The sequence below is a fragment of the Pseudomonas sp. PAMC25584 genome (assembly GCF_058135675.1).
In genome coordinates this window covers 2,558,675-2,584,216 of record NZ_CM176870.1, presented here as the reverse complement: position 1 = coordinate 2,584,216, position 25,542 = coordinate 2,558,675, and the positions used below count along the sequence as shown (strand labels likewise).

Here is a 25,542-nt window from a genome sequence, read left to right as displayed (position 1 = left end):
AGGGGGCTTGCCCCCGATAGCGGTGTGTCAGTCAACTAATCTGTAACTGACCCACTGCTATCGGGGGCAACCCCCCTCCCACCTTTCCAACCGAGTTAGCCATGAAACACCAGCCGGCTATTAGGCCGCCGCGCCAACAGCAAAAAAAACGGGGCAATCACTGATCGCCCCAAACGTACATCGAGAGGTCCTTCCACCTACAACGTGATCTGCTTGCGCTCCTCATCCGTCAACCGCGCACGCGCCTGTTCGCTCAACGGCCCGGCGCCCAGTACCTGCACCGGGCTGTTGGGGTTGTACTCCGAGGCTTTCTGCTGTTCCTGCGGCTCGCGCTGCACCGGTTCGGAGCCAAAGCTCAACACCTCCACCGTCACGATCGACGCCCTGCCCTGCTTGGCCGCCGCCTGCTGGCTGCGCGCCGCGTCTTCCGCCGCCTGGGACGCCGCCGCCCCCGCCGCGCTGGCCGAGCTCATGGCGCCGGTATTGACGCTGGCGGTCACCGGCACCCCGGACGACTTGCCCTGGGTCAGGATGTTGGCCGCGTTGACCACGTGCAAGGCGGCGATGTTGACGTTGCCCGAGACCCGAATGCCCGCCTCGCCCGCGTCGATGGTGCCCAAAGGCGCGATCAGGTCGATATCCCCCGCCGGTACTTCGGGGATCGGGTTCAGCGTGGCGATCCCCGCGCCGGTACTTGGCACCGCCGGCGACAGGCTCACGTTGCCCCAGTTGTCATAGACGCGCTTGGGCGGCGTGTACACCACGGTGGTCTTGGAGCCGCGCCCGGCGTTGATGTCGCCCTCGCTGGTCCAGGCCATGATCGAGCCACCGAAGGTGGTCATGATGCGGCTCTGGCCGAGCAAAATGCTGCCCATGGAGTACAGCTGGATATCCCCCGCACCCTGGGTGATCACGCCGGCCGTGGACGGAGGCGCTGCGCCTTCGATACCGAAGGTCTGGCTGCCGCCTGGGGTGAGCATCTGGATCGAACCGCCGAAGTTGGTGTGTACACCCGAGCCGCCGAACATCGTGATGTCGCCCTTGTAGGTAATCGGGTTACCGGCCACGTCCGTCTCAGGAAACAACTTGGCAATCGCGGCACGACCACGCACATAGCTGCCCTGGCGCACACTGCCGTCCTGGTTGTATTCACGGCCGGCGGCCTTGAGTTCGGCGAAGTACACATCACGGGCGAAGACCCGCTGTTGTTCGGCGGGCAACGCCGCGTAGTAAGCGCGGGCCTGTTCGCTGCTGCCGACGAAACCGAAACGCTCGGCCAACCAGCGGACCAGTTCGTTTTCGTAAGTCTTGGCCACCTTGCCGCCCTGCAAGGACTCGCCCGCTTGTGCCAGGTTGGCAGGGTCCAGGTAAGCCTCGACAAAGTGCAGGTAATCCGGGCCGTTCGGACCGACACCGGCCTGCATCACGATGCTCGCGCCCGGGCGATTGTCGCCTGCCACCACTGCGCCGAGGCTGGTGACGCTGACCTCGCCCCCCGCCGTCGCTGGCCGCCCAGCCATCAGGATATTGCCGCCCGCCGTCACCTCCAGCAGGCCGGGGCCGGCGACCTGGAAGTTGCTGTAGAGAATGTCGCGGCCGGCGGAAACGATGGAAATGTCGTTGGGGTTGTTATGAATAAAGAGGTTGCCCGTCTGCTGCTCCGACAAGGTTCCCCGGGCATCGTTGAACAGGCTGCCACTGCTGACAATGTCACGCCCGGCCATCATCCACACCGGACCGTTGCCCTCGTACCAGGTCTGCCCCGAATTGCTCGCCGTCGGCGCACTGTTGAAGCCAATGACCCTGCCGCTGCTGACCCCGACCAGGTCGCCGCTCAGCGCATAGAAACGCGCTGGGGATTTGGGCACATAGGCAGCAGCCGACGCCGTGGCCGACCCAAACGTCAACAATGGACGCGGGTCAGAATAGGTGACCGTACCCTCCGTCGGCAGACCGCTGTTGGCTGACAGATTATTGCCATCGGCGACCACCTGACCGTCAATCCTGCCGACAAATGCCGGCTGCCAAGGCGTGGCCATGATGCCCGGGTCGGCCGCAGACGGCGTGACGAACATGCCGCCGGCGTAAATCGAGTCGCGGGCCAGGAACTGCAACTCACCGTCAGGGCCCGGGGCAAGCAACAGCGTGCCCGAATAACTGCCATCGGACTGGGAAATATGCGCGGCCTTCCCATAGTAGAGATTGCCTCCAGCCGCGGTCGCACGAAGAATCGACGGATAGACGATTGCCAGGTCAGTCGCTGTGCCGCTGACATTCGGGGTCAAATTGCCGCCTGCCGAGAACAGATCTATCGCCGTGTGGGCCGTCCACAACGTGAACCAACTTTCCCCGTCCCCCGACTGGGTCCCGCGAGTAAAGGCGGACCTGTTAGCCACCTCGACCCGTCCCGGGTCGAGTACATCCTGCACGACCAGATCGCCGGCCGTGGCCAGACTGAACGTGGCATCACCCGGTACCAGTGTGATACCGCCCGAAGGCAAGCCACGGGTGGCCTGCAACGGGTCGTATGCGCGTGTTTCGCCGGGGCTGTGCTGTATCGAAATGCTGCCATACGTCAGGCTGATATCACCCGCCGTACCACTGCTTACTTGCGCATTGCCGCGCAGGTTGACCAGCACCCCATTGCGCGAATCCACAGCCTGTGAGGCGACCGGGTTCAGCGAACCGCCGATGTGCAACTGCAGGTCGCCGCCGCCGGTCAGCACCAGGCTGCCATCGCTGGCCACCCGACCGGTACTGCCCACCGCCAGCACCAGGCCTTCAGTGCGCACGTTCAGCGCCGCGTTGTTGGCGCTGTCCGCGAGGCTATTCAAGGCCCCCGCATTGCCGCGCACAGTCACGTCCAGGTCACCACCGCCGAGGGTGCCAAAACCGGTGAAGCCCACTAACTGATCGGATGTCGTCAGGGCCGTCTTGACCGTGGTGAAACTGCCGAAATTGACCCACCAGGCGGTCGGCTGGGCTTGCTCGCCCGTCACCACGTCCGCGCTGCCCTGGCGCCATAACCAGTTACCGACGGCGGCCGATGGGTTGCCGACGTCCTGAGTGTCGGGACGACCGAGAAAGGAGGTCGAAGGGCTCACGATATTACCGGTGAGATTCCCGCCCACGTTCAACGTAAGGTTGCCGCCGGCCTCCGGGTACCAGGCCCGGTACAGGCTGTCCGAAGAGCCGTTGACGAACTGCTCGTAGTAGCTGTTTGGGCTATTGAGTACGGTCTTGTTGCTGTTCAGCACCTTAGCCTGGTTATACGGATCGCCGGCTTGGGTGGTAACAGAGGAGGTGCCTGCGGTATAGACCCCGAACAGTGACTCCATGCTCAGGTTGCCGCCACTCAACAGCTCCAGGTCACCGGTGCCGGTGCGGATCACACTGAAGCGCGTACTGGACGGCGTGGCCGCATACTGCTTGCCGCCACCCAGCAGGCAGTACGACGGTGAACTGGTGCAGAAATCAGCGATAGCTGGCAAGCCCAGTTGGTCCAGCTCACTTTGCTTGATCACATCGCCCGCTTTCACGAAGACCCCATAATCGGCCAGCTCCAGCGCAGCGGACTGGGTCCACAGGTAATCGACCTTAACCGCGCAATACGCCGGGTTGCCGTTGCAGAAATCGGCAATCGAGCCCAACCCGAAACCATCCAGAATCGCCTGGTCGACCGGGTCGCCTTCCTTGACGGTCACACCGTTGGCGGCAAAATCTTCGACGGCAAAGGCGCTCCAGGTCTGCACGCCGGTGGCGGGCAATTCCTTGGCAAACATGCCGTAGTGAGCGTCAGCCAGGCGCAGGTCGCCACTGCGCGGATGGCTTTGCAGGATGCGGCTGTCGGCCGCCTCGGTATCGGCGCCAGCGACCAGGCGCAGCGACCAGGATTGCGTGCCCTCGGCCAACATCGGTGCAATCGCCCACAACTTGCCCTGGCGTCCGGCGACTTCCGGGCGCAGTTGCACCGAGCCAACCCCGTCGGGCAACTTCACGTTGGTACCGGCGGGGATCAATGCACCCCGTGGCAGCGCCTTGCTGCCATTGAGCATGACGATGTTGTTATTCAGGTTCGCCCCCGCCACCGCCGGAAGCGGTACGCCTTTTGGCCAGGTCATCGCCGCCAGGCGGGTGCCCTGGGCCAGCAGGGTGCCCGCCTCCAACTGCGTACCGGCCACCAGCGTTTGCGCCCGGTCGAGCAAGGTGCCGGCGGCAAACAGCAGGTTGCCGCCCGCATCGCGTATTGCCGCCGCCAGGACGGTGCCGGCCGGCAGCACCAGGGTCTGGTCGAGGGTCGCCGCCACGGGCAGACGAGTGCCGGCCGCCACCGTCAGGCCTTTGATCGGCACGTCGTAGTTCAAGGTGGCCCCCGCCGGGAACGCGGTGCCATCGGCCAGGGTCACGCCGTTACCCGGCACCACCACCGCGCCGCCGGTAAAGTCGATTCCGGGCAGCAACACCCAGCCCTTGTCGTCCACCGTGTCTGGCGGTGGGGCAAAACCATCGTTGATGCTGCCGTATATGTTCAGGTCGCCACCAGCACGCAGGGTCAGGCTGCCGGACTCGCCGGAGCCGTACACCGAGGTTTTCTGGCTGTTGGGGTTGAGGCTGGCGTAGCGGTAGCCGGACAGGTCCAGATCGCCCTGCACCACCAGATCGCCGTCCGGTGTACGGCTGACGATTTCCACACCCGGGCGCAAATGGAAGGCATTGGCGTAGGTCGCATTGTTGAGCCCCGCCAGTTTGCCCTGCAACAGGTCCTGGTTGAGCAGTGCCGCGTTGATAAACGCCGTGCTCAGCGCATGCTTGCCATCCAGGTAGGCCTGGTCGATCTGCTGGTAAGGCCGCCCGCTGGCGGTAGGGTCGTTAACCAATGGCGCATCGTCATAGGTGGCCATGCCGTTGAGGGTGATCGAACGCGCGCCCTGGATGGCCAGGCGGCCACGGGCGTCAATGTTGATATCGTTGCTGCTGCCATCGGTGTTGACCAGGCGCGGTGCATTAAGCTCCAGGGTGCCGCGATTGCGCCCGTCGTTGCTGGACGAGCCATTGGTGCCGTGGCGCAGGTCAATGCGCATGCCGTCGGCGAGGGTCAACTGGCCGTCGCCGGAGCCGAGGACCACCATGGCGCGGTTGGGTGAGTCGATGATCTTGCCATAGCTGTCCACCCGCAACCGGCCGCCGTGGGCGTCCAGCATGGCGCTGCCGTCCAGGCTCAGGCCATGTTTGCCCGCCAGGTTGATACTGCCGACGCGCTCACCGCTGGCATCCACCAGGCCGGTGACGCGCAGGCTGCCGTTGTCCACCGAGACGCTGACGGTGCTGGCCTTGACGCCGTTGCCGATGGTCAAGTCGCCTTGCTTGAGCTGGAAGCTGCGCGCGCCGAAGACTTGGCCCGCATTGAGGCGCTGGTTCAAGTCCGCGAACTGCTGGTCCAGCGAACCGCTGCTGCCCAGGCGCTGGGCCTGGATTTCCACGGTACCGGCCTGGTACGGCATCAAGGTGCCGCCCGCGTCGTAGTCGCCGCTGCTGCTGCCGAGGATCTTGCCTTGCATGTCGACAATGCCGCCCGCCGCATCCACTGCGACGGCACGCAGTTTGCCGGCCTGGTTGTTCTTGGCCGACAGGTCGATCGTCGAGCCTGCCGCCTGGTAGATGTTGCCATTGCGACTGTCGAGCAGCACATCGCCACCCCAGCCGTACTGGGTCACATCGTTGAACCCGATCCCACGGCCGGCGACATCAATCAACGCAGTGTCCGTCAACACCACGTCGCCGCGGGCGCCGAGGCTGACCTTGCCGCTGGGCAGTACCACCGCGCTGGCCAGGCGAAGGCTGTCGCCCTGCAACGACAGCTCGGCGCCCTGGCCGTCGACTGTGCCACGTGGGCCGGCGGAGCTCGCCACATCAATCGCACCGCCAGCGGTGATGCGGTTCACCGAGCCGGCTTCACCTGTCATCAACGGCGTAAGAATCGTGAGGTTGCCGCCACTGTACTCAAAGCCCTTCACCGAATCGTAGGCGCCCTGGGCCTGATAAACCGACAGGCTGCCCTTGTGGTTGGCGGTGATGCGCTCGCTGGCGTTCAGGTTGACGTTGGCAAAGCCCAAGGCCAGGCGGTCGAATGTCAGGGTGGTGCTCGGCTGCGCAAACGCCCCGTAACCGAATTCGATGCGCTCGGCATTGATATCCAGGCGCCCGCTGCCGGTGCCGGCACCGCCGCTCACCACCGCGCCCGCCGGGTCGGTTGCGCCCTGCCAGATCAGGTTGGCGGTGTGGATGCTGGCCACGTCGTTTGTCCCGCCGGCACCGTAGATGGCCGGCGTGGCAATCATCAGGTTGCTCAGCAGCGATTTGCCGGTGAGCGGGTCGTAGGTGTCCAGGGAGGTACTGCCGTAGAAATTGAAGCTGTCGCGTGCCGACAGTTGCAGGGTTTCCAAGGCGGGCGCGCCGAACTGGGTATCGCCACGCAACAGGCGGTCGAGCAGGGCCTGGGTGAGTGTCAGGCCAGCCGGCACTTGGTTCGCGGCAGCAGCAGCCGCCAGCGCTTCAGCGCTGCCCAGGTTGATGGCGCTGACGCCCAGGTTAAGGTGGCGCGTACCGTAACGCACCTGGTCACCCAACTCGAACCTGGCGTCGGTCAACGCAACGATACTGCCTTCGGAGTACAGCCCGGTCTGCCCACTGCAGAGCACGTCGCTGCATGTGCCAATGCTGATCCCCGCGCTGACCTCGCCACCGGCGCCCGGTGCCGCGATCACATTGAGCTGGCCGTTGGACACCGCAAGCATGTTGGCGACCTTGTAGATATAGCCGTCTTGGGCATCGTAGCTGGCCTGGCCGTGGCCGATCGTATCGATCGATGCGCCTTGCTCCAGAGTGATCGCGCCAATGTTGCTCACCAGGAACACCTCAGGCGCGGCAAGCGTGGTGCCCTCGCGCAAGATGATCGAGCTGTTGGCCCGATTCGACCCGTTCGCCAAGATGATGTAGTTGCCGGACTGGCCATACACCACCGCCGTCATCCCTCCCACCATCAGGCGTGATGCGCCCAGGGCATTGAGGCTGTCGGCCTTGAGGGTAATGCCTGTAAAGCCGCTGGTCGCCGGTTGGTCCGCCGCGATGACTTCGATGCCGCCATGGCCCGGGTCGATCACCGCGACGGTGCCGCCGTAGCCACCCTCCGCCGCCTCGAAACGGCCAGTGCCCTGGAAGGAAAACGCATCCGCCCCACCGCCCGAGCGCAACGCCAGCTTCAGGGTCTTGGCGTCGACTTCCAGCATCGGTCGCGGCACCCCGAGTTTCGCCGCATCCGCCCTGGCGAACTGCGCATAGCTGGTTTCCTTGTACTGGGAATACTGACGCAGGGTATCGGCCGACGTCAGAACCACCTGGCTGGCAACGCTGTTGCTGATACCGGTATTGGCGATCGATAAGCGCCCGGCAGTCGTCCACGAGCCGTTGCTCATCAACTGGGTCGCGGCTTCGTTGCCGGGCCCGGCCAAGCCGTTGACCTCGACCCGGAACGCGCCTGGCAGTAATGCGTAGGTCGACGGCATGAGCGTGTAAGTACCCGCTGGCAGCCCCGGCACCCCGGCGCCAATGGTGATTTGCTGGCCAATCAACGGCGACCCCGCCCCGCTGTCCCCGCCCGCAGGTGCAACAACGGGCTGCACGCCCGGCACAATCGCGTAGACCGGGTTGGTGGACAGCCCCGGCAACACAAACGTTCCGTCGGCGCCAAACTGTACCAACGGGTTGTACCGCGCATCCGTCGAACCACCGCGCCCGGACACGAAACCGGCGCCCAACAACTCACCGCCACCGGAAAGGTCCAGGGTGGCGTCCGGCAGCACGCTGACCGACTTGCCGCCCAGCACCACACCAATCGCCAGTTCTTCGGTGATCACCCCGCCTTGGCCGATAAATGCCACCTGCTTGCCGTTGTAGTTGTAGACCTGGCCATCCACCGTGCCGCCATACGGCAACACCAGGCCCTTGCCACTCACCGACGTCAGGCTACCCGGCAGCAGTTGCACCAGGTTGCTGCCCAGGCTGCCGATATCGATCAACCCCAGGGGCGCCCGCACCACGCCGCCTTGGCGCACAGTGGCTGCGTTCATCTGCAAACGCCCGAACACCGAGTAGGGCATCGTCGCCAGCGCCGTTCCGGCGCGACCAATCGTCAGCGTGCGCAGAGGGTCGAACTTGAGATCGCTGCCATTACCTTCGCCCTGATAGCCTGCGACCACCCGCGCACTGACTTCCGTGCCGGGGTACAACTGCGCCGCGCGCAAGGTCATATCGCCCTGGGTCAGCAATTGGGTACTGATGCCCTTGGCAACCGCGTTGGTACTGGCGCCGGCAAGAAAGCGCAGGTCGCCCTGGCTGGTCAGGTTGACCTGATCAAAACCGCGCCGCTGCAGGCTCGCCAGACTGCCGTTAGCCTGGCGCAGGCTGCTGCTGTTGCCGAATACCACGCTGCCCTGCACATCGATCACCTGGGCGTTGGCATTGAACTGCGCCTGGGTCGCCAGCAACGACGGTTTGATCAGCGTCGGCACCGCGCGCACGTAGTTATCCCGGTTAGCCTCCTCCGGGGCGAGGATGCCGGCCAGCAGCACATACGGGGCCGACAGGTTGACGCGGGAGCTCGCAGACGCGCTGTCGGCGAGGCTATAGCCGGTGCTGTACAGCCGCAGGCTCTGGCCCATGTTCAAGTTCACATCACCGGCAACGCTCAACAAACCATTGCTCAACAGCGCCAGGTTATCGAAGCCCCCGGCGCTGACCTGATCCACGCCCAAGCTGCCATGGCCGTATGTCAGGCTGGCGGCGGCATCCTCGGCGGTGCCGGCCAATGCGTGGGGTTGATGAGTCTGGCTCAGTACCAGTTCGCGGGCTTGCAGCACGCGATCGGTGACCACACCTTTTTGGTAATACGGGCTTTCCAGCGCCACCGCCAGGGTCCCACCCGCCGCACCGGCACCGCCGGCCTTGGCGACAAAGCTGCCGTCCAGATACAGGCCGTTGTTGGACGCCAGGCTGATGCTGCCACCGTTACTGGCCACGGGCACCGTGCCCTGCCCGGCAACGTTCAACCGGGCCTCGGTACCGGACGCCTCCAGCCGCGCGCCATCGCGCACCACCACAAACAGGTCGCTGGCCTTGGCGATGCCGGTGGCCGTGTCAATCTCGCCACCGATGCTGATCTTGCCGCCGTCGCGCACCTGGCCGTAGGTGCGACCAAGGTAGTCCAGCGCTGTCACCGCGCGCGCCGAGACATCGATCAGCGCGTGCTCACCGATCCAGATCGAGCGGCCATGGCCGATCGCGTTGGCCTGCTCCATCGCCTGGGGCACAACCGTCGGGCTACCCAGACTGACAGTGCCGCCCCAGGCATTGAGGGTGCCCTCCAGGGTCAGTTGCCCGACACTGCGCAGGTTGATGGCCTGCCCCGGGTCGACCGTGATCACTGCGCCTTGGCCGACCGTCAGCGCCGTGGTTGCCAACTGCGCCGCCGTGGAATCCGCGTGCCCGGCATTCAGGTTCAAGCTGGCACCACGGCGCTGGGTGAGCACGCCCTTGGCCGCGTCTTCTTGGTACACCGACGAGGTCCAACGCTCCAGGGCCTTAGCCGGGTCGCTCCCGGTTGGCATGTTCGAGGCTTGTTCGCCCTGCCGCAAAACGGGCGCGATGACCTCCACCTGGGTGCCGTCGGTAACGATCAGCCCTTCATTACCGGTAATGTCATAGGCCGAGAAGCCTTTGTTGAAAAAATCGCCGGCCAATTTCAAGGTATCCGCAGCCGGCACGTCGGTGCTGTCGCCGATCTGCACCTGGCGCGCCTGCAACGCCAGCGTGCCGCCGCCGTTGACGCCATAGCCGAGCACCTCACCTTGCAGCCCCAGCGCACCGAGCGCAGCCAGGGTCACGTCACCGCCCTTGCCGCCTGCGAGCGTGCCATTCACGCCAAGGGTGCCACCGGAAGAGGCCTCCACCACGCTGCCTGCGCCCAGGTTTACGTCGCCGGTGCTGCGAAGCGACACCTTGCCGCCATTCACATAGGCAACGCCGCCGATGCTGGAAGAGTCCAGCGCCAGGTTGTTCCAGCGCCCGCTGGTATCGAGCCTGACCCCGCCGGCCACCCTGATCCCGGCGCTGCCCGCCAGGATCGTATCGACCACCAGCCCTTTCGTCGGGTCGACCTGACTGAGGATGTTACCCACGTTGAGGGTGCCGCCGTGGGCCGTCAGGTTGGCGTTGATATTGACCCCTGGCCCGAACAGGGTGATATCGCCGCCGTCCGCCACCTGCAGCGCAGCGTTGACGCTCATTTGCTGTCGGGCCCCGACCTTGATCGCACCCAGTTGGTAGCCGTTGAGCTGATCGCTGTCGAGCACCATCTTGCCTTGGCGATCCGCCGGCAGCGCGGTGGCAAGGTCCAGGCCCTCGGCGACTTTCTGGGTGTTGCTGTCGATCAGCACCTGGTCGGTGGTCGCGCCCAATGCATAACGCAAGGTGCCGGTGGTCTTGTTGTAGATCGGTAGGTATTGGCCAATGATCAACTGCGCGCGCTGGGCCTGGGCCTTCTGCGATTGCTGGTAGCCATCGAGGTTGATATTCGCCGCCTGGGTCTGGCGTTCGCCCTGGAACACGTCGCTGATCAGTTGCCCTTCCAACACCGCGCTGGCAGTGCCGACCACCAGCTTGCCGGCATCGCGGCCCACGGTGTAACCGGACTCGTAACGGCGTTGCGTGGCGATCATCGGGTTGTAGTAGTACTCGGTCTGGCCCCAGCGTTTACTGGTGTCTTCAAAGCCCTTGTAGAAGCCGGAGTAGAGAATGTCGCCCGGGGCTCTGGACACTTCATACAAACGCCCATCGGGGCCCTTCAGCCAAGTCTGTTCGATATAACCGGCCTGCACATCCACGGTGCCGCCCGACAGGTTGATCTGCGCGCCCTGCTGGGTCACCACGTCCTTGCCGGTAAAGGTCACGGTGCCGCCCTGGGCCATCCACTCGCCCACCGAGTGGCCCTGGGTGCCGAGGTAACCGCCGACTTCCAGCAAGCCGCCAGCGGTGTACCAGCGGTCCGTTGCATAACCGTTGGTGCCCGCCGGTACAAACACCAGCTCGCGCAGGTCGACCCACACGTCGTTGTTGATCAGTTTGCCGTCGTCACGGTTGACCGACGCATCGCGCTGCTCGTTGCCCTGCACGTTGATCTTGATGTTGTTGGCGTTCATCGCCACCTTGACGCCGACCGCGCCGGACACGTCGATCATCGCCCCATCGCGCACCAGGCTGCGCCCAGCGGCGCTGACGGCGACCTGCCCGCCAGTGGCCAGGGTGATCGAGCCCTTCTGGAAATCCACGGTGCCGCCACTGACGATCTCGATGCGCGACTGGTCGGTGCGGTCGGCCACGGCGCTGAGGTGGTTGAACTGGCCGGTGATCAAGTTGGCGGCTTGGCCGTCGAGCTTGGTCAGGCCGGCGCTCTTCTGGCTGTCGAGGGCGCTGCTGTCGCCGGCATCGAGCAGGATCGCGGTGGTGCTGCCCTCGCCGAGGGTCACGCTGCCGGTGGTGTCAGTGGCCGAATTGAGCAAGTGAACGGTGCCGCGCGTGTCCACCGAAGTGCTGGTCAGGACCACGCCATTTTGCTGGACCTGGTGCCCGGTCAGGGTGATATCACCGGTGGAGGCCATGATCAGGCCGCTGTTGCTGACCTTGCCCGCCGTGGAGCCAGCCTTGAGGCTGGTCGCCACTTCATTGCCACGGGTGGTGGAGCGGTCGTTGCCGGTGGTGCCGACGCCCTTGCGAATGTAGAAACTGTCGCCGGCCGCCAGGGTGGTCTGGCCTTTGGCAGTGATGAGCGTGCCGGCGTTTTCCACTTCACTGCCGAGCAGTAAGGCATAGCCGCCCGCGTCGGTGGAGGTGGCGGGGTTGTGGGTCTGGATCAACGCGCCGTGCTGCACCTCAACCTTGCCGGCCGCGTCGGTGAATGTCGGCTGGGTGCCGTTGGTGTCGACGTAAATACCGCGCTGGGTGAACTGCTCGTCGGTGATGTTCGCCGCGGCGGCCACCAGATTGCGCACGTTAACCTGGCTGGTGCCGCTGAACACAACGCCGTTACGGTTCAGGATCATCACCGTGCCTGCGCCGGTGATCTGGCCCTGAATCTCACTGGCGCGCGCGTTGGGGTCATTGACACGGTTGAGTACCGCCCAGTTGGACTGCTGCTGGAAGTCGACGGCGGTGTTGCGCCCGACGTTGAAGGTCTCCCAGTTGAGGATCGCTTTGTCGGCGGTCTGCTCGACGGTCACCGTGGTCTTGCCACCGGACTGGCTTTGGGTCGGGCCCTTGGCGTTGGTCCAGCCCTGGGTCAGGCTGTTGTCGACCTGCAGGCCGCCCTTGCCCAGGCCATCGGGAATCGTCGAGACCTGGCCGAACGCCGCCTGGCGCCCTGCCGCTTGCGCCGCCTGCTGGGCCGCAATCGCCGCGACGCTGGTGTTCAAGGTGCTGATCGAACGCGCTAGCTGCTGGTTGACCTGCGCCTGCTGGTTCAGCGTCGGAATCCCCGGCACCTGCCCGGCACTGATCCGCGCCGCCGTCGCTGCCTGGGAAGCGCCTTTTTCGGCAAACCAACCGGAACTGAACGCCGTGGCCGCCTGGGCATTGCCGGCCACCATCAACAGGGCAATGGCCTGGGCCAGTGGCTTGAGGCGCAACACAGCCGGGGCACTCGGGCCTTGGGCATTCAGCTTAAGCGTTGGTTTGCAGCGGACCATCGGGAATCTTCCTTCTTTGTTAACGCCCAGGGGTAAGACAGGCTCACGTATGTGGGTTAGGCGGTTGGCAAGGAGCACGACTGAACTTCTGTCATGCAAAGTTCATATAGGCCTGCTAACCGCAGGCAGAAATGCAAAAAATCAGCAACGGCACGGGCCGTTGCTGATCAGGTATTGCAGGTCGTTGAAGCGAGGGTTACAGCGGACGACCGATGCCGTTGCAGACGTCAGCCTTGCCGATGCTCAGCGTGCTGGTCGCAGTGACGAAGTTATTGGTAATAGCGGTTTTCCAGGTGGTCGGCAGCGGCACAAAGCGGTTGGCCTTGATGGCGTTGTCGTTGCTGTTCAAGGCGCTGGAACCGAAGTGGCGGGTGAAGAACGCACGCACTTGCGAGGTTTGGGTCGCGTCGGCGTAGCACTGACTGAAAATCAGGTTGGTGAAGCCCAGGATCGGGTAGCCAGTGGTGGGGTATGGCACAACGGTTGGATCCGCCGAACCGGCAGGGCCAAACACCGGTACCCAGGCGTTCTGATCGTTGACGTTGGTTGGAACCGGCACCACCGCAATGGCTGCCGAGACGTTATCCGGGGCTGGGGAAACACCGCCAACCTTGGCGACCTTGGTGGCGTCATCCAGACCGGCCAGGGTAGACGCGGCGTAGTCCGGGCTCATGTAAGTGATGCCACCGTCAGTCGCGTTCAGCGCAGTCATTACGCCTTGGCTGCCGGTGGCGGCCACTGCGGTGGATGGAACGCCAGTGCCGTAGCTCGACGAAAACGTCGTGGTCACGGCAAAAGGCAGTGCCTCGGAGCATTTGGCGTTAAGGAAGCGTGTGAAGAGTTCGGTGGTGCCGCTGGACTCGCTGCGGTACACCAAGGTGATGGCGCCAGTGCGGCCGGAACCAGTGACCTGGCTCCAGTCAGTCAGACGGCCCGAGAACACGCCGCACAACTGGTTGACGCTCAGATCGACATTCGCAGTGCCTGCTTTGTTAAAGGGAATGGCGACCGAAGTGGCAACCGATGGCACCTGGATCAGCTTGCCCCAGGTAGGTTGTTTGTTGGTGAGGTAGGTCGACAACTCAGTCGCGCTCAGTTTCGAATCGCTACCGGCCCAATGCACATTCTTGTTGGTAACGCCCGCCACGAACTTGGTGTAGTCGTTGGTCAGGAAGGCTGCCTTGCCGTTGCCGCTGCCCACACCGATGTAAGGGGCGAAACCGGTGGTGAGGACGCCTGTAGTCTGGTACAGCGCTTGTGGCAAAGTGGCGCCGCCGCCGTTGATGTCAGCCATTGCAGCCTGTGCCGAGCACAGTGCAGCGAGGGTCATGGATACCGCGAGAACGTTGCGCTTAAACATGAAGAATCTCCTTTCGTCGTGTTTGTACGTTTGGGTAGATGGCTCTTGCATGACGCCATGGCTCCGGTCCCAAGCCGTGTTCCGGGGGTGGCTGGGGGTGAGGCCATGGCTAGAGAATTTCGCAGTTTCCGATGACAGCAATGGGAAAAAACCTCGGGAGGAAGGGCTTGATTTTTAAAAAGATTCTCGGGTGTTTTGGTCATGCTTTTGAGCGGTTTGGAGGCAGGTGACAGCGCGGTTTCAGTGGGGGTTTCGTCAAGGCGGCGCGGGCGGTGGCGAGGGGCTTGGATGTGACGGAATGAGGAACCCGAGGTCTGGGGCTGGCGGTATCGGCCCACCCCGACATCAACTGAACAGATAGGGTCCACTGTGGGAGGGGGCTTGCCCCCGATGAGGGAGTGTCAGCCACAGATGCATAAACTGACCCACCGCAATCGGGGGCAAGCCCCCTCCCACATTTTTGACCGCGTGTAGTCAGGTCACCAGTTGGTTGATCTCGATGATCGGCAACAGCACCGCCATCACGATCACCAGCACCACGGCGCCCATCACTACGATCATCAGTGGCTCGAGCAGCGCGGTCATGCCCATGGCGCGGCGCTCGATGTCCCGCGACAGGGTCTGCGCCGCGCGTTCGAGCATCGGCGGCAGTGAGCCGGTTTTTTCGCCGCTGGCGATCAGGTGGATCAGCACCGGCGGGAATACCTTCTCCACCGCCAGCGCGGGCGCAAGGTTGACGCCTTCGCGCACTTTGGCGGTGGCGTCGTTGACGCACTGGCTCAGGCGCTCGTTGGACAAGGTCTGGCGCGCCGCTTCGAGGGCGCGCAACAGCGGCACCCCCGCGCCGCCGAGGATCGCCAGGGTCGAGGCAAACCGTGCGGTGTTCAGGCCCAGCACAAAGCGCCCGATCAGCGGCAGGCGCAGCACCCGGCTGTGCCAGTTCAGGCGCGCCACGGGGTTGCGCAGGTACAGGCGCCAGGCCCAGAAGCTGCCGACGATCCCGGCAAAACACAGCCAACCCCAGGCGCGGATAAAGTCGCTGGCGTTGAGCATCGCCAGGGTCAGCCCCGGCAGGTCCTGGCGCGCCTGGGAGAACGCGCTGACCACCTGGGGCACCACGTAGCTCAACAGGAAAATCACAATGCCGATGGACACCAGCCCCACCACGCCAGGGTAGATGAACGCGGTGAGGATCTTGCCGCGCAGGTTGTTGCGCTCTTCGATGTAGTCGGCCAAGCGCTCCATCACCTGGGCCAGGTCGCCGGACTCCTCCCCCGCCGCGATCAGCGCGCGGTAGATCGACGGAAAGTCCCGAGGCCGCGCCGCCAGGGCATCGGCCAGGCGCATGCCGCCGCGCACATCGGCGCGCACGGCGGCCAGGGTCTGGGCGATGTGTTTTTTCTCGGCCTGTTCCACCGTGGCGCTCAGCGCCGCCTCCAACGGCAGGCTGGCGCCGAGCAGGCTCGCCAGTTGCCGTGTGGCCCAGGCCAGGTCGTTGTCCGACAGCTTGGCGCTGAACAGGCTGCTGGCGCCCGCTGCCTGCTGATTGCCTTCGACCTGCACCCGCAACGCGGTCAGGCCACGGCTGCGCAACGCGGCAAACGCCGCGCTCTGGCTGTCGGCCTCCAGGTGCCCGGCCTCGACTTTGCCGCTGGCGTCGGCGGCTTCATAGCGATAGCGATTCATCAGGCGTCCCGTGTCACGCGCAGGATTTCTTCGGCGGCGGTGGTGCCGCTGCGCACCCAACGCTCGCCGTCTTCACGCAGGCTGAACATGCCGGCGCGGCGTGCAGCCAGGCGCAGTTCCTGTTCGCCAGCGCCCTGGTGGATCAGGCTGCGCACCTCGTCGTCAACGCAGAACAATTCATGAATGCCGGTACGCCCGCTGTAGCCGATCTGGTTGCACTGCGCGCAGCCCACCGGCCGCCAGGTGCCGGGCGCGGCCGGGTCTGCCTGCTTGCAGTGCGGGCACAGGCGCCGCACCAGGCGCTGGGCCAACACGCCCAACAGCGAAGACGCCAGCAAGAACGGTTCGACGCCCATGTCGATCAGGCGGTTGACTGCCGATACCGCGTCGTTGGTGTGCAGGGTGGCGAGCACCAGGTGGCCGGTGAGCGAGGCTTGCACGGCGATCTGGGCGGTTTCCAGGTCGCGGATTTCGCCGATCATGATGATGTCCGGGTCCTGGCGCAGGATCGCGCGCAGGGCCAGGCCGAATGTCATGTCGATCTTGGCGTTGACCTGGATCTGGCTGATACCTGGCAGGTCGTACTCCACCGGGTCTTCGACGGTGAGGATATTGCTGGTGCTCGCATCCAGTCGCGCCAGCGCGGCATAGAGGCTGGTGGTCTTGCCGCTGCCGGTAGGCCCGGTGACCAGCACGATGCCGTGGGGCTGGCGGATCAACGTGTCGAGGCGCGCCAACAGGTGCGCTTCCATGCCCAGGGTTTCCAGTTGCAGGCGCCCGGCCTGTTTGTCCAGCAGCCGCATCACCACGCGCTCGCCATGCCCGGTGGGCACTGTCGACACGCGGATATCAATCGGCCGCCCGGCCACGCGCAGGGCGATGCGGCCGTCCTGGGGCAAGCGTTTTTCGGCGATGTCGAGTTGGGCCATGATCTTGATCCGCGACACCAGCGCGCCATGCAGCGCCTTGCGCGGCGAGACCACGTCGCGCAGGGTGCCGTCGACGCGGTAGCGCACCACGGAATGGGTTTCGTAGGGTTCGATGTGGATGTCACTGGCCTCATCGCGGGCGGCCTGGGTCAGCAAGGCGTTGATCATGCGGATCACCGGCGCACCGTCCTGGGTGTCGAGCAGGTCGGTGATCTCGGGCATGTCCTGCATCAGGCGGTCGAGGTCGACTTCGTTTTCGGCGGCGCCAACCACCGCGGCGGCGCTGCCGGTGTCGGCATAGGCGCTGGCGAGCAGGCCGTCGAGTTCGTCGTCGCGTACCTGTTCAAGGTGGCTCTGGCCGAACTGCCGCTGGACTTCGCTGATCGACCAGCCGGGGGTCGACGGGCAGACGGTCAGCCGCATGCCAGCCGCGCCGGGGCGCAGAAGGATGCGCTGGGATTTGGCCCAGGCGTAGGGGAGCAGGCTCATGGGATTTGCTCGCTTGCGCTGGCTTTAGATGGACTGAGTACATATCCGTTGCTGCGGTAACGGCGGCTATTGGTTCCGCCCTTACGGCGGGTCACTTTTGGAAAGAGCCCAAAAGTAACCAAAAGGCTCTTGCCCCACCACTCGGCACCTCGCCTAGGCTCGGTGTGCCCGAACCCAGGCATTACTCCGCGGGCCGCCGCGACGGGCCATCCATGGCCCGGCGCGGCTAAACCGGCGTCCTGCCGGTTTACCCGCTGCGTAATACCTGCGTTCGGCCAGCGTGGTTTTACGGGGCGCTTAAGATCAAGATCAAAAACAAAGCCGAGGCGGCCTGGTAGCCGACCTGATCTCGGAAACATATGCTCTCCCCCTTTGGGAGCTGGCGCGCGCTGTAAATGTGGGAGGGGGCTTGCCCCCGATAGCGGTGGATCAGTCATGCATGTATTGGCTGACACACTGCTATCGGGGGCAAGCCCCCTCCCACATTTTGAAGCGGTGAGTGCCTGGGAGTTCTCAGTCAAATCCGACAGCCCCCGTCTGGGCACTGCATTGATTCCAGCAGCTTTGTGGCACAAATCCAAGCCATGAAAAAGCGCCGCCCCCCCGCGTAACCACGATGCGAAGCGAGCCGCTTTTGATCTTGCTTTTGATCTTAGGCGCCCCGTTAAACCACGCTGGCCGAACGCAGGCTTGAATCCGTGGGTAACCCGGCAGGACGCCGGGTTAGCCGTCCTGGGCCAAGGATGGCCCATGACGGCGGCCCACGGATTCAAGCCTGCGTTCGGGCACACCGAGCCTAGGCGAGGTGCCGAGTGGTGGGGCAAGAGCCCTTTGGTTACTTTGGGGCTTTTCCAAAGTGACCCGCCGTAAGGGCGGAACCATAAGCCGCCGTTACCGAAGAAACGGATATGTCCTCGCTCAACATCAATCACGAGCCGGCACCGCCCTGATCACCGCCCTCGGCCCAGCCCCCGGAATCGCCTTCTCCACCGACGGCAACTGCGGCGCCTGCACATCCGGCAGCGCCCAACTGCGCTCCGGCTGCAAGCCTCCCTGGGCGCGGCGCATGAACTCATAGCGGTTCAACGTAATACTGCGCCCCGCGCCACTGTCGCGAATGATGTAGGGCCGCAAAAACACCATCAGGTTGGTCTTGCTCACACTGCGCTTTTCGTTGCGAAACAACGCGCCCAACCCCGGGATATCCGACAGCCACGGCACCGCGTCATTGCTCTGGCTATAGCCGTCCTGCAACAACCCGCCGAGCACCATGATCTGCCCGTCGTCCAACAGGATGCTGGTATCGATCGCACGCTTGTTGGTCACGGTGCCCGCGTCCACCGACGCCCGCGTGTCCACGCTGCTGACTTCCTGGTAGATATCCAGCTTCACCGTGCCGCCCTCGGAAATCTGCGGGCGCACGTTGAGCTTGAGCCCCACTTCTTCGCGCTGCACGGTCTGGAACGGGTTGTTGCTGGTGCCGCCGCCGCCCGTCACATAGCTGCCGGTGACGAACGGAATGGTCTGCCCGACAAATATGCTCGCGGCTTCGTTGTCCAGGGTCAGCAGGTTCGGCGTCGACAGCACGTTGGTGCCGCCCTTGCTCTTCAAGGCGCGGGCCAGCACCTTGAGGTCGAGCACCTTGCCGATCCCGGGGATGTCCACGCTGCCATTGACCAGGCCGATATTCAGGCCCTTGGGCAACACATCGATGCTGGTCTTGCTGGTGGACGTGGCATTCACCCCGCTGCCCCCCAGGTTCACCCCGCCAAAACCGCCCTTGCCACCGAGGTTGCCGGCCTGCCATTGCACGCCGAATTCGCTGGCGTCGTCTTCGTTGACTTCGACGATCAGGCTTTCGATCACCACCTGGGCGCGGCGCTGGTCGAGCATGTCGATCACTTCGCGCAGGTTGCGGTACAGCGGGTCCGGCGCGGAGATCAGCAAGGTGTTGGTGGTGGCGTCGGCCTGGATCGTCACGCCGCCAGCACTGAACGCGGTGTTCTGATCACTGCCGGGGGTACTGCCAGTCGCTTTCTTATCCTGGCCATACCCGGTCTGCACGCCGCTGCCGGTGGGCGTTCCGCTGCTATTCTGCGCGGTGCTGCTGCCCTGCGTGCTCTGCGCATTGCCGCCCATGGCACTGAGTTTGCCCCGCGCCTCGTCGCTGACGCCGGCCTCGCTCTCGCCAGTGAGTAAGCCACGCAGCGACTGCGCCAACTTGCCCGCCTGCGCGTTGCGCAGGTAGACCACGTGCATGTTGCTCGGGTTGCTCTGGGCATTGTCGAGCTTGTAGATCAGGTTGCGCGCCAGCTCGGTACGCTCGGGGCTGCCGGCACGGATGATGATCGAGTTGGAGCGCGGGTCACCGATCACGTTGATCTTCTGGGTCTGGTCGGCGCCCTGGGTGTCGAGGAGTTCGCTGACCATGGCGGCGATGTCCACGGCGATGCCGTTCTGCACCATCACCACGTCGGTGTCGATGGCGCTGGGGGTGTCGATGCCGTCGATGATCTGCGCCACCCGCGCAAGGTTTTCCGCGTAGTCGGTGATGACGATGCTGTTGTTGCCGGGGTAGGCGTTGATCGGGTTGTTCGGCGAGACGATCGGGCGCAGCACCGGGATCAGGTTCACCGCGTTTTCATATTGCAGGCGAAAGGTGCGGGTCTGCATGCCGCTGCTGCCGGCGCTGTAGATCGGCCCGCCGAGCAACTTCGCATCCGCCTCCGGCACCACCTGCGCCACGCCGCCGACGTCGACCACGCTGAAGCCCTGCATGCGCAGCGCCGCCAGCAGCATGTCGTAGGCTTGATGCGCCGGCACCTGGCCTTCGCTGACCAGGGTCAGGTTGCCTTTGACCCGAGGGTCGACCAGAAACTGCTGGCCGGTGGCACGGGACAGCGCACGCACCACCGCCTGGATATCGGCGTCGACAAAATTCAGTTGCACCGGCTGATCGCCCAGTGGGTTGCGCGCCTTGACCGCCGCCGGGGCGTGGCCACGGGCGCTGTTGGTCAGCGGGTGCTGGAGGCGGGGCTTGGGCGCGGGTTCGTGCTGACGCTCCAGCACACTCTCGCTACTGCGCCGGGTGTCGGCCAGGGGTTGGCCGAGTTCGCTGTCCACCAGCAACGGCGTGGTCGGCGACGGGTTGTTGCTGCACGCGCTCAAGGCCAGTAACAGCAGCGGCGCGACCTTGCGAAAAGGCGCAGGGTTGGGGACTGACCACTTCATGAAGCTTCCTTAGCGCCAAGCGCCTGATCCATGCGAACGGTCCCGGACACAGTGCCGGCCGAGCTGTCGACGGCGTCCGCGCTACGCTGCAAACGCGCCTCGGACACCTCCAGGGAAAATGAACGCGGGTTGCCCAGCAACCACTCCACCACCGCATCGGCCGGCGCGTTGTCGAAGCTCAGGCGCCAGCCACCGGCGTCCAGCGCCTGCAACTGGTAACGACCTTGCAGGCCGGCGCTATCCAGGGCCTGTTGCAGCCCGGCGGCATCGGCGGGACGAGGCGCCACGACGCCCTGCAACAGCGCGTGCAAGGTGTCGGCCTGGGCGCGCAACTTGGGCGTTTCGGCCTGCCAATACGCAATCTTCTTCAAGGGTGGCTGAATCAGCACCAGCCAGGTCAACAGACTGGCCAACACCAGGCCGGCACCGCTGAGCATGCGTTGTTCGCGCAGGGCCAGGCCGCTCCAGAACGCCTGGGCCTGGCTGCGTAGGCGGCGCCACTTATTCATCACCCGCTCCCGGTTTTTCAGCGGCGTCCACCGGGCCGAGGGTCCAGCCGTGCTCATCGCGCGTCGCGCCAAACCCGGCCTGGGCCAGCGCCGCCTGCCAATCGCCTTGCACGGCGGGGCTACGGCTGTCGGCCAGCAACCCGAGGTGCAAGCGCCCCTGTTCGAAGGTCAGGCTGTCGACGTTGCCGACCATGAACGGCAGGCTGCTACCGGCCACTTGCAGCAGGCTGCCAAAGCGCTGGCCGGGGTCGGCGGCGGCGCCGGTTTGGCGGGCGGCCAACTGTTGGCGGGCCTGCTGCAAGGGGTTGAGGATCACCGGCAGTTCGGGGAAGGCCTGGCGCACTTGCTGGCTCAGCAGCGCCTTGAGCTGCTGGCCTTCGTCCGCCTGGCGCGCGGCGTACAGGTTCAGGCCCAGGGTCCAAATGGCAGTGGCCAGGGCGACAGCGGCCAGCGCCCTGCCCCAGCCGCCGCTCGCCGGTTGGTTGAGACGGCCGTGCAAGCCCCAGCCGGGTACGACGCCACTCCAGCGCTGTGCCTCCTGCACCAGCGGCACCCCCAGCCCTTGATCCAACGTCTGTTGCCCGAGCGGATGCACCGTCGCTTGTTGCACGCTATGGCGCGTCAGCAAGTAGCCCTCGTGCATGGCCGCAGCGCCTGGCGGCAAGGCATACGGCGCCGGGTAAAGGCCGCGCAACGTGAGCCGGCCCTGCGCCAACACCTGGCCCAGTCGCGCCAACCCGGCCTTGGGCACCCAGGCCACCTGCACGCGCCCATCGCTGTCACGCGGGCCGTGGGCCACCTGCATCTGCTCCACCGGCCCGAGAATCAACGCCTGTGCGGCACAGGCCACGGCGGCCGCCGTTTTGGCGGCGGCCAGCGGCGGCAGGTCGAGGCTGGTCAGCAGGCTGTCAGCAGGGTGCAGAAAACACTCCACCTGCGGCTTGGACCGGCCCAACTGCAGCAGGCTTTCGCGGCCTTCGCTCAGCACCGCGCCACGCTCCAGCCAGGCAAATTGCACCTGGCTGTCGGCCGTCAATTGATCGAGTGGCGGCAAGCCGATCCGCAGGCGTTTCATGCGCCCACCCGCGACCAGATCACCTGGGGCCGGCGGTCTTCGGGGCGATGCAACAACGCGTCGATCGTCACCCGGCGCTGTTCACGGCGGGCCTGGCCCTGCAGGCGAAACCACTCGCTGGTAATGCCCACCTGCACGCTCTCTACCGCCACTTGCGGCAGGTGCAGGCGGTTGACGAAATCGCCGCGGTTGATAAACCAACGCCCGCTGTCGCGCTCGGCCACCAGCGCCTGGGCCTGGGCCAGGCTGAGCTGCGGCACCACCGCGCTGAGCACTTCGGCGCTGGCGGTGTTGCCGTTGACCCAAGTATTACCGGGCAGCACGCTGACGAAGGTCTGCAGGCGCCTTAGCAGCAACGTGTCCAGGCCGTCGATACCGCTCAAGTCATCCAGGCTGCGCAGCATCGGGTAGCGGGCCGGCAGCAGGGACTTGTCGGCACGTTGCTCGTAGGACCCGATCACTCGCTGGCTGATGCGTTGGCTCACAGCCGAATCGATGCCGATCAGGCGGCACAGGCGCTCGAAACTTTGCACCTGTTCGGCAACTACCTGCTGGCGACTGACCAGGTTGCGCAGGTTGAACTTGCCCTGCTCATCCTCCAGGCGCCCTTCAAACGCGCCGCCCTGAGGACGTGCCCACGGTTGATCAAGACGGGTCAGCACGTCCTTCTGACGGGCATCCCATAGCAGCAGCCGGCTGTGTTCCAGGCTGCCTTGCAACAACCATTGGCCCTGAATGCGCAATTGCTCGGCCTCCACGCTGCGGGTGAATACGCTCTGACGCGTGAGCATGGCGCCGGCGATCACCGCCACCACCGCCGCGATCAGCAACGCGCTGATAATCGCCATGCCGCGCTGCTTCGCCGCTGCGGGCGAATGCCGTTTCATGGGGCGCCTTATAGCTGCCAGGAGCCGATATCGGCATTCACGCCGTCGCCATCCGGCTGGCCGTCGGCGCCCAGGGAGAACACATCGACCTCACCGTTGGCGCCCGGGTTGAGGTAGTGATAGGGGTGGCCCCACGGGTCATTGGGCAGACGGTCGAGGTAAGCGCGCCAGTTGCTGTTCTTCGCATCCGCCGGGCGCTCCACCAGGACTTTGAGGCCCTGGTTCATGCTCGGGTAGGTGCCGTGGTCGAGGCGATAGAGTTTCAGCGCCTGCATCAACCCGCCGATGTCCTGTTTCGCTGCGGTGGCACGTGCCTGGTCCGGGCGATCGAGCACCTTGGGCACCACCATCGCCGCCAGAATCCCAAGAATGACCACCACCACCATGATCTCGATCAGGGTGAAGCCACGCTGGCCGCGAGGGCCTGGCAATGGGGATGTTAGGCGTGCGATATCCATCTCGACATTCCTTGGCTTGAGTGCGTTTCGGGGCGCAGTGTTGCAAGAACACATGTCAGTCGTATTGAAAATCCTCGGGAGTTTCGGTCGCCAATCGGTCAACTGCCGGCGCTAGGCTGCGCACCTGTTTCCAGGCTTTGAGAACGCCATGCGCAGGCACCGCAACGAGCGAGGTTTTACCCTGATTGAAGTGCTGGTGGCGCTGGCGATCATCGCGGTGGCCATGGCCGCGGCCGTGCGCGTGGCCGGGCTGATGACCCAGAGCAACGGCCTGTTGCGCGACAAGTCGATGGCGCTGCTGGCGGCGCAAAGTCGCCTGGCGGAGTTGCAGTTGGAGGGGCATTTGACCCCCGGCAAAAAGACCTTCGAGTGCGATCAGGGCCGCTTGAAATTGCGTTGCGAGCAGACCCTCAGCAGCGGCACCGATAGCCGGCTGGTGCAGGTCGATGTGCAGGTGTGGGACATCAGCCGCGAGGCGCCGCCCCTGGCGCGCCTGGCGACGTCGTTGGCCAGGCCACAGGTCAAGGCCGAGTGAGCCGTGGCAAGGCGGGTGCCTGCGGCAATGTGTCGAGCTGCACGCGCACCTTCTCGCCGCCGCGTTCGATCTCGACGCCGTCGCCCGCGATGGCCGTCAAACGCATGCCTGGGCTGACGCGCTCGCCGAGCAGAAAGCTGCGCGGCGGGCCATCGTTGAGGCTGAGGATCGCCACCGCGCCCCGCGCTCCAGCCAAGACTCCCGAGACCTTGACCTGCAGCGCCGCTGGCGCCGTAGAAAACCATTGCAACGCCGGGTTATCGCTGCGCGCCGCCGCATCGGCTGCGGCCGGCGGCGTGTGGGATTCGGCAGTGCTGAGCAGCAACGGCGTCCATACCGCCACGCCGGCCAACGCCGCAAGCAAGGCCAGCGCCTGCACGCCGTGGGCGGCAGAGAAACGAAGGGCAAATGCCATGGGGAGGACCTCCTGTTTGTCCGTGGCACCAGCCTACAGGCCAATTCGCACGTTTTTATTTCATAACCTCGCCAGCTTTCCAGGTGCCGCCCCATGAAACAGCAAGGTTTCACCCTGATCGAGTTGATGGTGGTGCTGGTGATCATCGGCATCGCCAGCGCCGCCATCAGCCTGACGATCAAGCCCGACCCGCTGCACCTGCTGCGCAAGGATGCCGAGCGTTTGAGCCAGTTGCTGCAAGTGGCCCAGGCCGAAGCCCGCGCCGATGGGCGGCCGATCACCTGGCGCGCGGACGCCAAGGGGTTCCGCTTCAACCGCCGCAGCGATGACGGCCTGGGCGTGGAGTCGTTCCAGGGCGACGACCAACTGCGCCCGCGCCCGTGGGAGAGCACGCCGATGCAGGTCACGATCGAGCCCCGGCAAACCTTGGTGCTCGACGCCGAATGGATCAACCCGCCCGTGCGGGTGGAACTGTCCGACGGGCAACACCGCCTTAGCCTGCAACGTGATGCCGCCGGTTTGATGCGCGTGGTGAGCCCACCATGAGCCGCGCCCAGCAAGGCTTCACGCTGATCGAAGTGATGGTGGCGATCATGCTGATGGCGCTGGTCAGCCTCATCGCCTGGCGCGGCCTCGACAGCGTGACCCGCGCGGATCAGCACCTGCAGGCCAGCACGGAACAGACCGAGGCGCTGTTGCGGGCGCTGAACCAGTTGCAGCGCGATCTCAACATGCGCGCCAGCGTTGAGCTGAGCGTGCCGGCTTCCCTGCAAGAGGAAAAATCCAAGCCCAGCGGGTTGGCGGCGGTGACGGTGCGCAGTTCCGACAGCAGGGGTTTTCGCCTGGACGTGATCCGCAGCGCGCCGGTCGCGGGGGATGGGTTGCAACGGGTGCGTTGGTGGCTCAAGGGCGACAGCCTGTACCGCGCAGCAGCGCCGGCGCGGGATCGTTTTCCGTTGCCGGCGGCGAAGGATGGGGTGGTGGTGTTGACCGGGGTCAGTGATGTGCAGGTGCGGGTGTGGGAGGCGGACAAGGGCTGGCGGCAGTTGAGCGGGAATCGGCGGGAAGATCCGCTGGGGGTGGAGGTGAGTCTGGTGCGGCAGACGGCGCAGGGGGTGGAGCGGTATCGGCAGGTGGTGGGGCCGCTTTGGTAGGGTTGGGTGATGGGGGCATA

Annotated in this window: 13 protein-coding genes; 3 read left to right on the top strand and 10 right to left on the bottom strand. The window is 65.0% G+C overall.

The window, feature by feature from the left end; all coding sequences use genetic code 11:
* Nucleotides 1-197 precede the first annotated feature (197 nt).
* The 9 genes from ACS5Q8_RS11965 to gspG all read right to left on the bottom strand — a co-directional run bounded on the left by ACS5Q8_RS11965 (nt 198) and on the right by gspG (nt 23,418).
* Nucleotides 198-12,794: a filamentous hemagglutinin family protein gene (locus ACS5Q8_RS11965; protein ID WP_465160227.1), complete on the bottom strand. Its 12,597-nt coding sequence runs from the start codon at nt 12,792-12,794 to the stop codon at nt 198-200.
* 196 nt (nt 12,795-12,990) lie between these two features.
* Nucleotides 12,991-14,154 (bottom strand): substrate-binding domain-containing protein, encoded by a 1,164-nt coding sequence (locus tag ACS5Q8_RS11960; RefSeq protein ID WP_247407671.1) that lies wholly within the window; start codon nt 14,152-14,154, stop codon nt 12,991-12,993.
* A gap of 474 nt (nt 14,155-14,628) precedes the next feature.
* Nucleotides 14,629-15,840, bottom strand: coding sequence for a type II secretion system inner membrane protein GspF (gspF, locus tag ACS5Q8_RS11955; protein ID WP_276197644.1), 1,212 nt, complete (start codon nt 15,838-15,840; stop codon nt 14,629-14,631).
* Nucleotides 15,840-17,258, bottom strand: a complete 1,419-nt coding sequence (gspE, locus tag ACS5Q8_RS11950) for a type II secretion system ATPase GspE (protein ID WP_276197643.1) — start codon at nt 17,256-17,258, stop codon at nt 15,840-15,842. The genes gspF and gspE overlap by 1 nt, the downstream gene beginning before the upstream one ends.
* Before the next feature lie 924 nt (nt 17,259-18,182).
* On the bottom strand, nt 18,183-20,489 hold the full coding sequence (gspD, locus tag ACS5Q8_RS11945; protein ID WP_465160226.1) for a type II secretion system secretin GspD: 2,307 nt from the start codon (nt 20,487-20,489) through the stop codon (nt 18,183-18,185).
* On the bottom strand, nt 20,486-20,998 hold the full coding sequence (locus ACS5Q8_RS11940; RefSeq protein WP_276197641.1) for a type II secretion system protein M: 513 nt from the start codon (nt 20,996-20,998) through the stop codon (nt 20,486-20,488). The genes gspD and ACS5Q8_RS11940 overlap by 4 nt, the downstream gene beginning before the upstream one ends.
* Nucleotides 20,991-22,073, bottom strand: coding sequence for a type II secretion system protein GspL (gene gspL / locus ACS5Q8_RS11935; protein ID WP_443696224.1), 1,083 nt, complete (start codon nt 22,071-22,073; stop codon nt 20,991-20,993). Before gspL ends, ACS5Q8_RS11940 begins: the two co-directional genes overlap by 8 nt.
* Entirely contained in the window at nt 22,070-22,960 is an 891-nt protein-coding gene (gene gspK / locus ACS5Q8_RS11930; protein WP_465160225.1) for a type II secretion system minor pseudopilin GspK, read from the bottom strand. Before gspK ends, gspL begins: the two co-directional genes overlap by 4 nt.
* A gap of 8 nt (nt 22,961-22,968) precedes the next feature.
* Nucleotides 22,969-23,418: a type II secretion system major pseudopilin GspG gene (gene gspG / locus ACS5Q8_RS11925; protein ID WP_058427239.1), complete on the bottom strand. Its 450-nt coding sequence runs from the start codon at nt 23,416-23,418 to the stop codon at nt 22,969-22,971.
* 148 nt (nt 23,419-23,566) lie between these two features.
* Between gspG and gspI the strand changes: the two genes are divergently transcribed.
* Nucleotides 23,567-23,953: a type II secretion system minor pseudopilin GspI gene (gspI, locus tag ACS5Q8_RS11920; protein ID WP_276197638.1), complete on the top strand. Its 387-nt coding sequence runs from the start codon at nt 23,567-23,569 to the stop codon at nt 23,951-23,953.
* Here gspI and ACS5Q8_RS11915 read toward each other — a convergent pair.
* Nucleotides 23,940-24,368: a type II secretion system protein N gene (locus tag ACS5Q8_RS11915; RefSeq protein ID WP_276197637.1), complete on the bottom strand. Its 429-nt coding sequence runs from the start codon at nt 24,366-24,368 to the stop codon at nt 23,940-23,942. The two genes, gspI and ACS5Q8_RS11915, sit on opposite strands and share 14 nt — an antisense overlap.
* Nucleotides 24,369-24,461: 93 nt before the next feature.
* Here ACS5Q8_RS11915 and gspH point away from each other — a divergent pair, with 93 nt between their 5' ends.
* Nucleotides 24,462-24,914: a type II secretion system minor pseudopilin GspH gene (gene gspH / locus ACS5Q8_RS11910; protein WP_276197636.1), complete on the top strand. Its 453-nt coding sequence runs from the start codon at nt 24,462-24,464 to the stop codon at nt 24,912-24,914.
* Complete coding sequence (locus tag ACS5Q8_RS11905) at nt 24,911-25,522, top strand: type II secretion system protein GspJ (RefSeq protein ID WP_465160224.1); 612 nt, start codon at nt 24,911-24,913, stop codon at nt 25,520-25,522. Before gspH ends, ACS5Q8_RS11905 begins: the two co-directional genes overlap by 4 nt.
* Nucleotides 25,523-25,542: the final 20 nt, after the last annotated feature.

Bases quoted from the DNA above. Each gene is read 5' to 3' on its own strand.
- gspH (WP_276197636.1), top strand. From the start codon at position 24,462: ATGAAACAGCAAGGTTTCACCCTGATCGAGTTGATGGTGGTGCTGGTG.
- gspL (WP_443696224.1), bottom strand. From the start codon at position 22,073: ATGAAACGCCTGCGGATCGGCTTGCCGCCACTCGATCAATTGACGGCC.
- gspD (WP_465160226.1), bottom strand. From the start codon at position 20,489: ATGAAGTGGTCAGTCCCCAACCCTGCGCCTTTTCGCAAGGTCGCGCCG.
- gspI (WP_276197638.1), top strand. From the start codon at position 23,567: ATGCGCAGGCACCGCAACGAGCGAGGTTTTACCCTGATTGAAGTGCTG.
- ACS5Q8_RS11940 (WP_276197641.1), bottom strand. From the start codon at position 20,998: ATGAATAAGTGGCGCCGCCTACGCAGCCAGGCCCAGGCGTTCTGGAGC.
- ACS5Q8_RS11965 (WP_465160227.1), bottom strand. From the start codon at position 12,794: ATGGTCCGCTGCAAACCAACGCTTAAGCTGAATGCCCAAGGCCCGAGT.
- gspG (WP_058427239.1), bottom strand. From the start codon at position 23,418: ATGGATATCGCACGCCTAACATCCCCATTGCCAGGCCCTCGCGGCCAG.
- gspE (WP_276197643.1), bottom strand. From the start codon at position 17,258: ATGAGCCTGCTCCCCTACGCCTGGGCCAAATCCCAGCGCATCCTTCTG.
- ACS5Q8_RS11960 (WP_247407671.1), bottom strand. From the start codon at position 14,154: ATGTTTAAGCGCAACGTTCTCGCGGTATCCATGACCCTCGCTGCACTG.
- ACS5Q8_RS11905 (WP_465160224.1), top strand. From the start codon at position 24,911: ATGAGCCGCGCCCAGCAAGGCTTCACGCTGATCGAAGTGATGGTGGCG.
- gspF (WP_276197644.1), bottom strand. From the start codon at position 15,840: ATGAATCGCTATCGCTATGAAGCCGCCGACGCCAGCGGCAAAGTCGAG.
- ACS5Q8_RS11915 (WP_276197637.1), bottom strand. From the start codon at position 24,368: ATGGCATTTGCCCTTCGTTTCTCTGCCGCCCACGGCGTGCAGGCGCTG.
- gspK (WP_465160225.1), bottom strand. From the start codon at position 22,960: ATGAAACGGCATTCGCCCGCAGCGGCGAAGCAGCGCGGCATGGCGATT.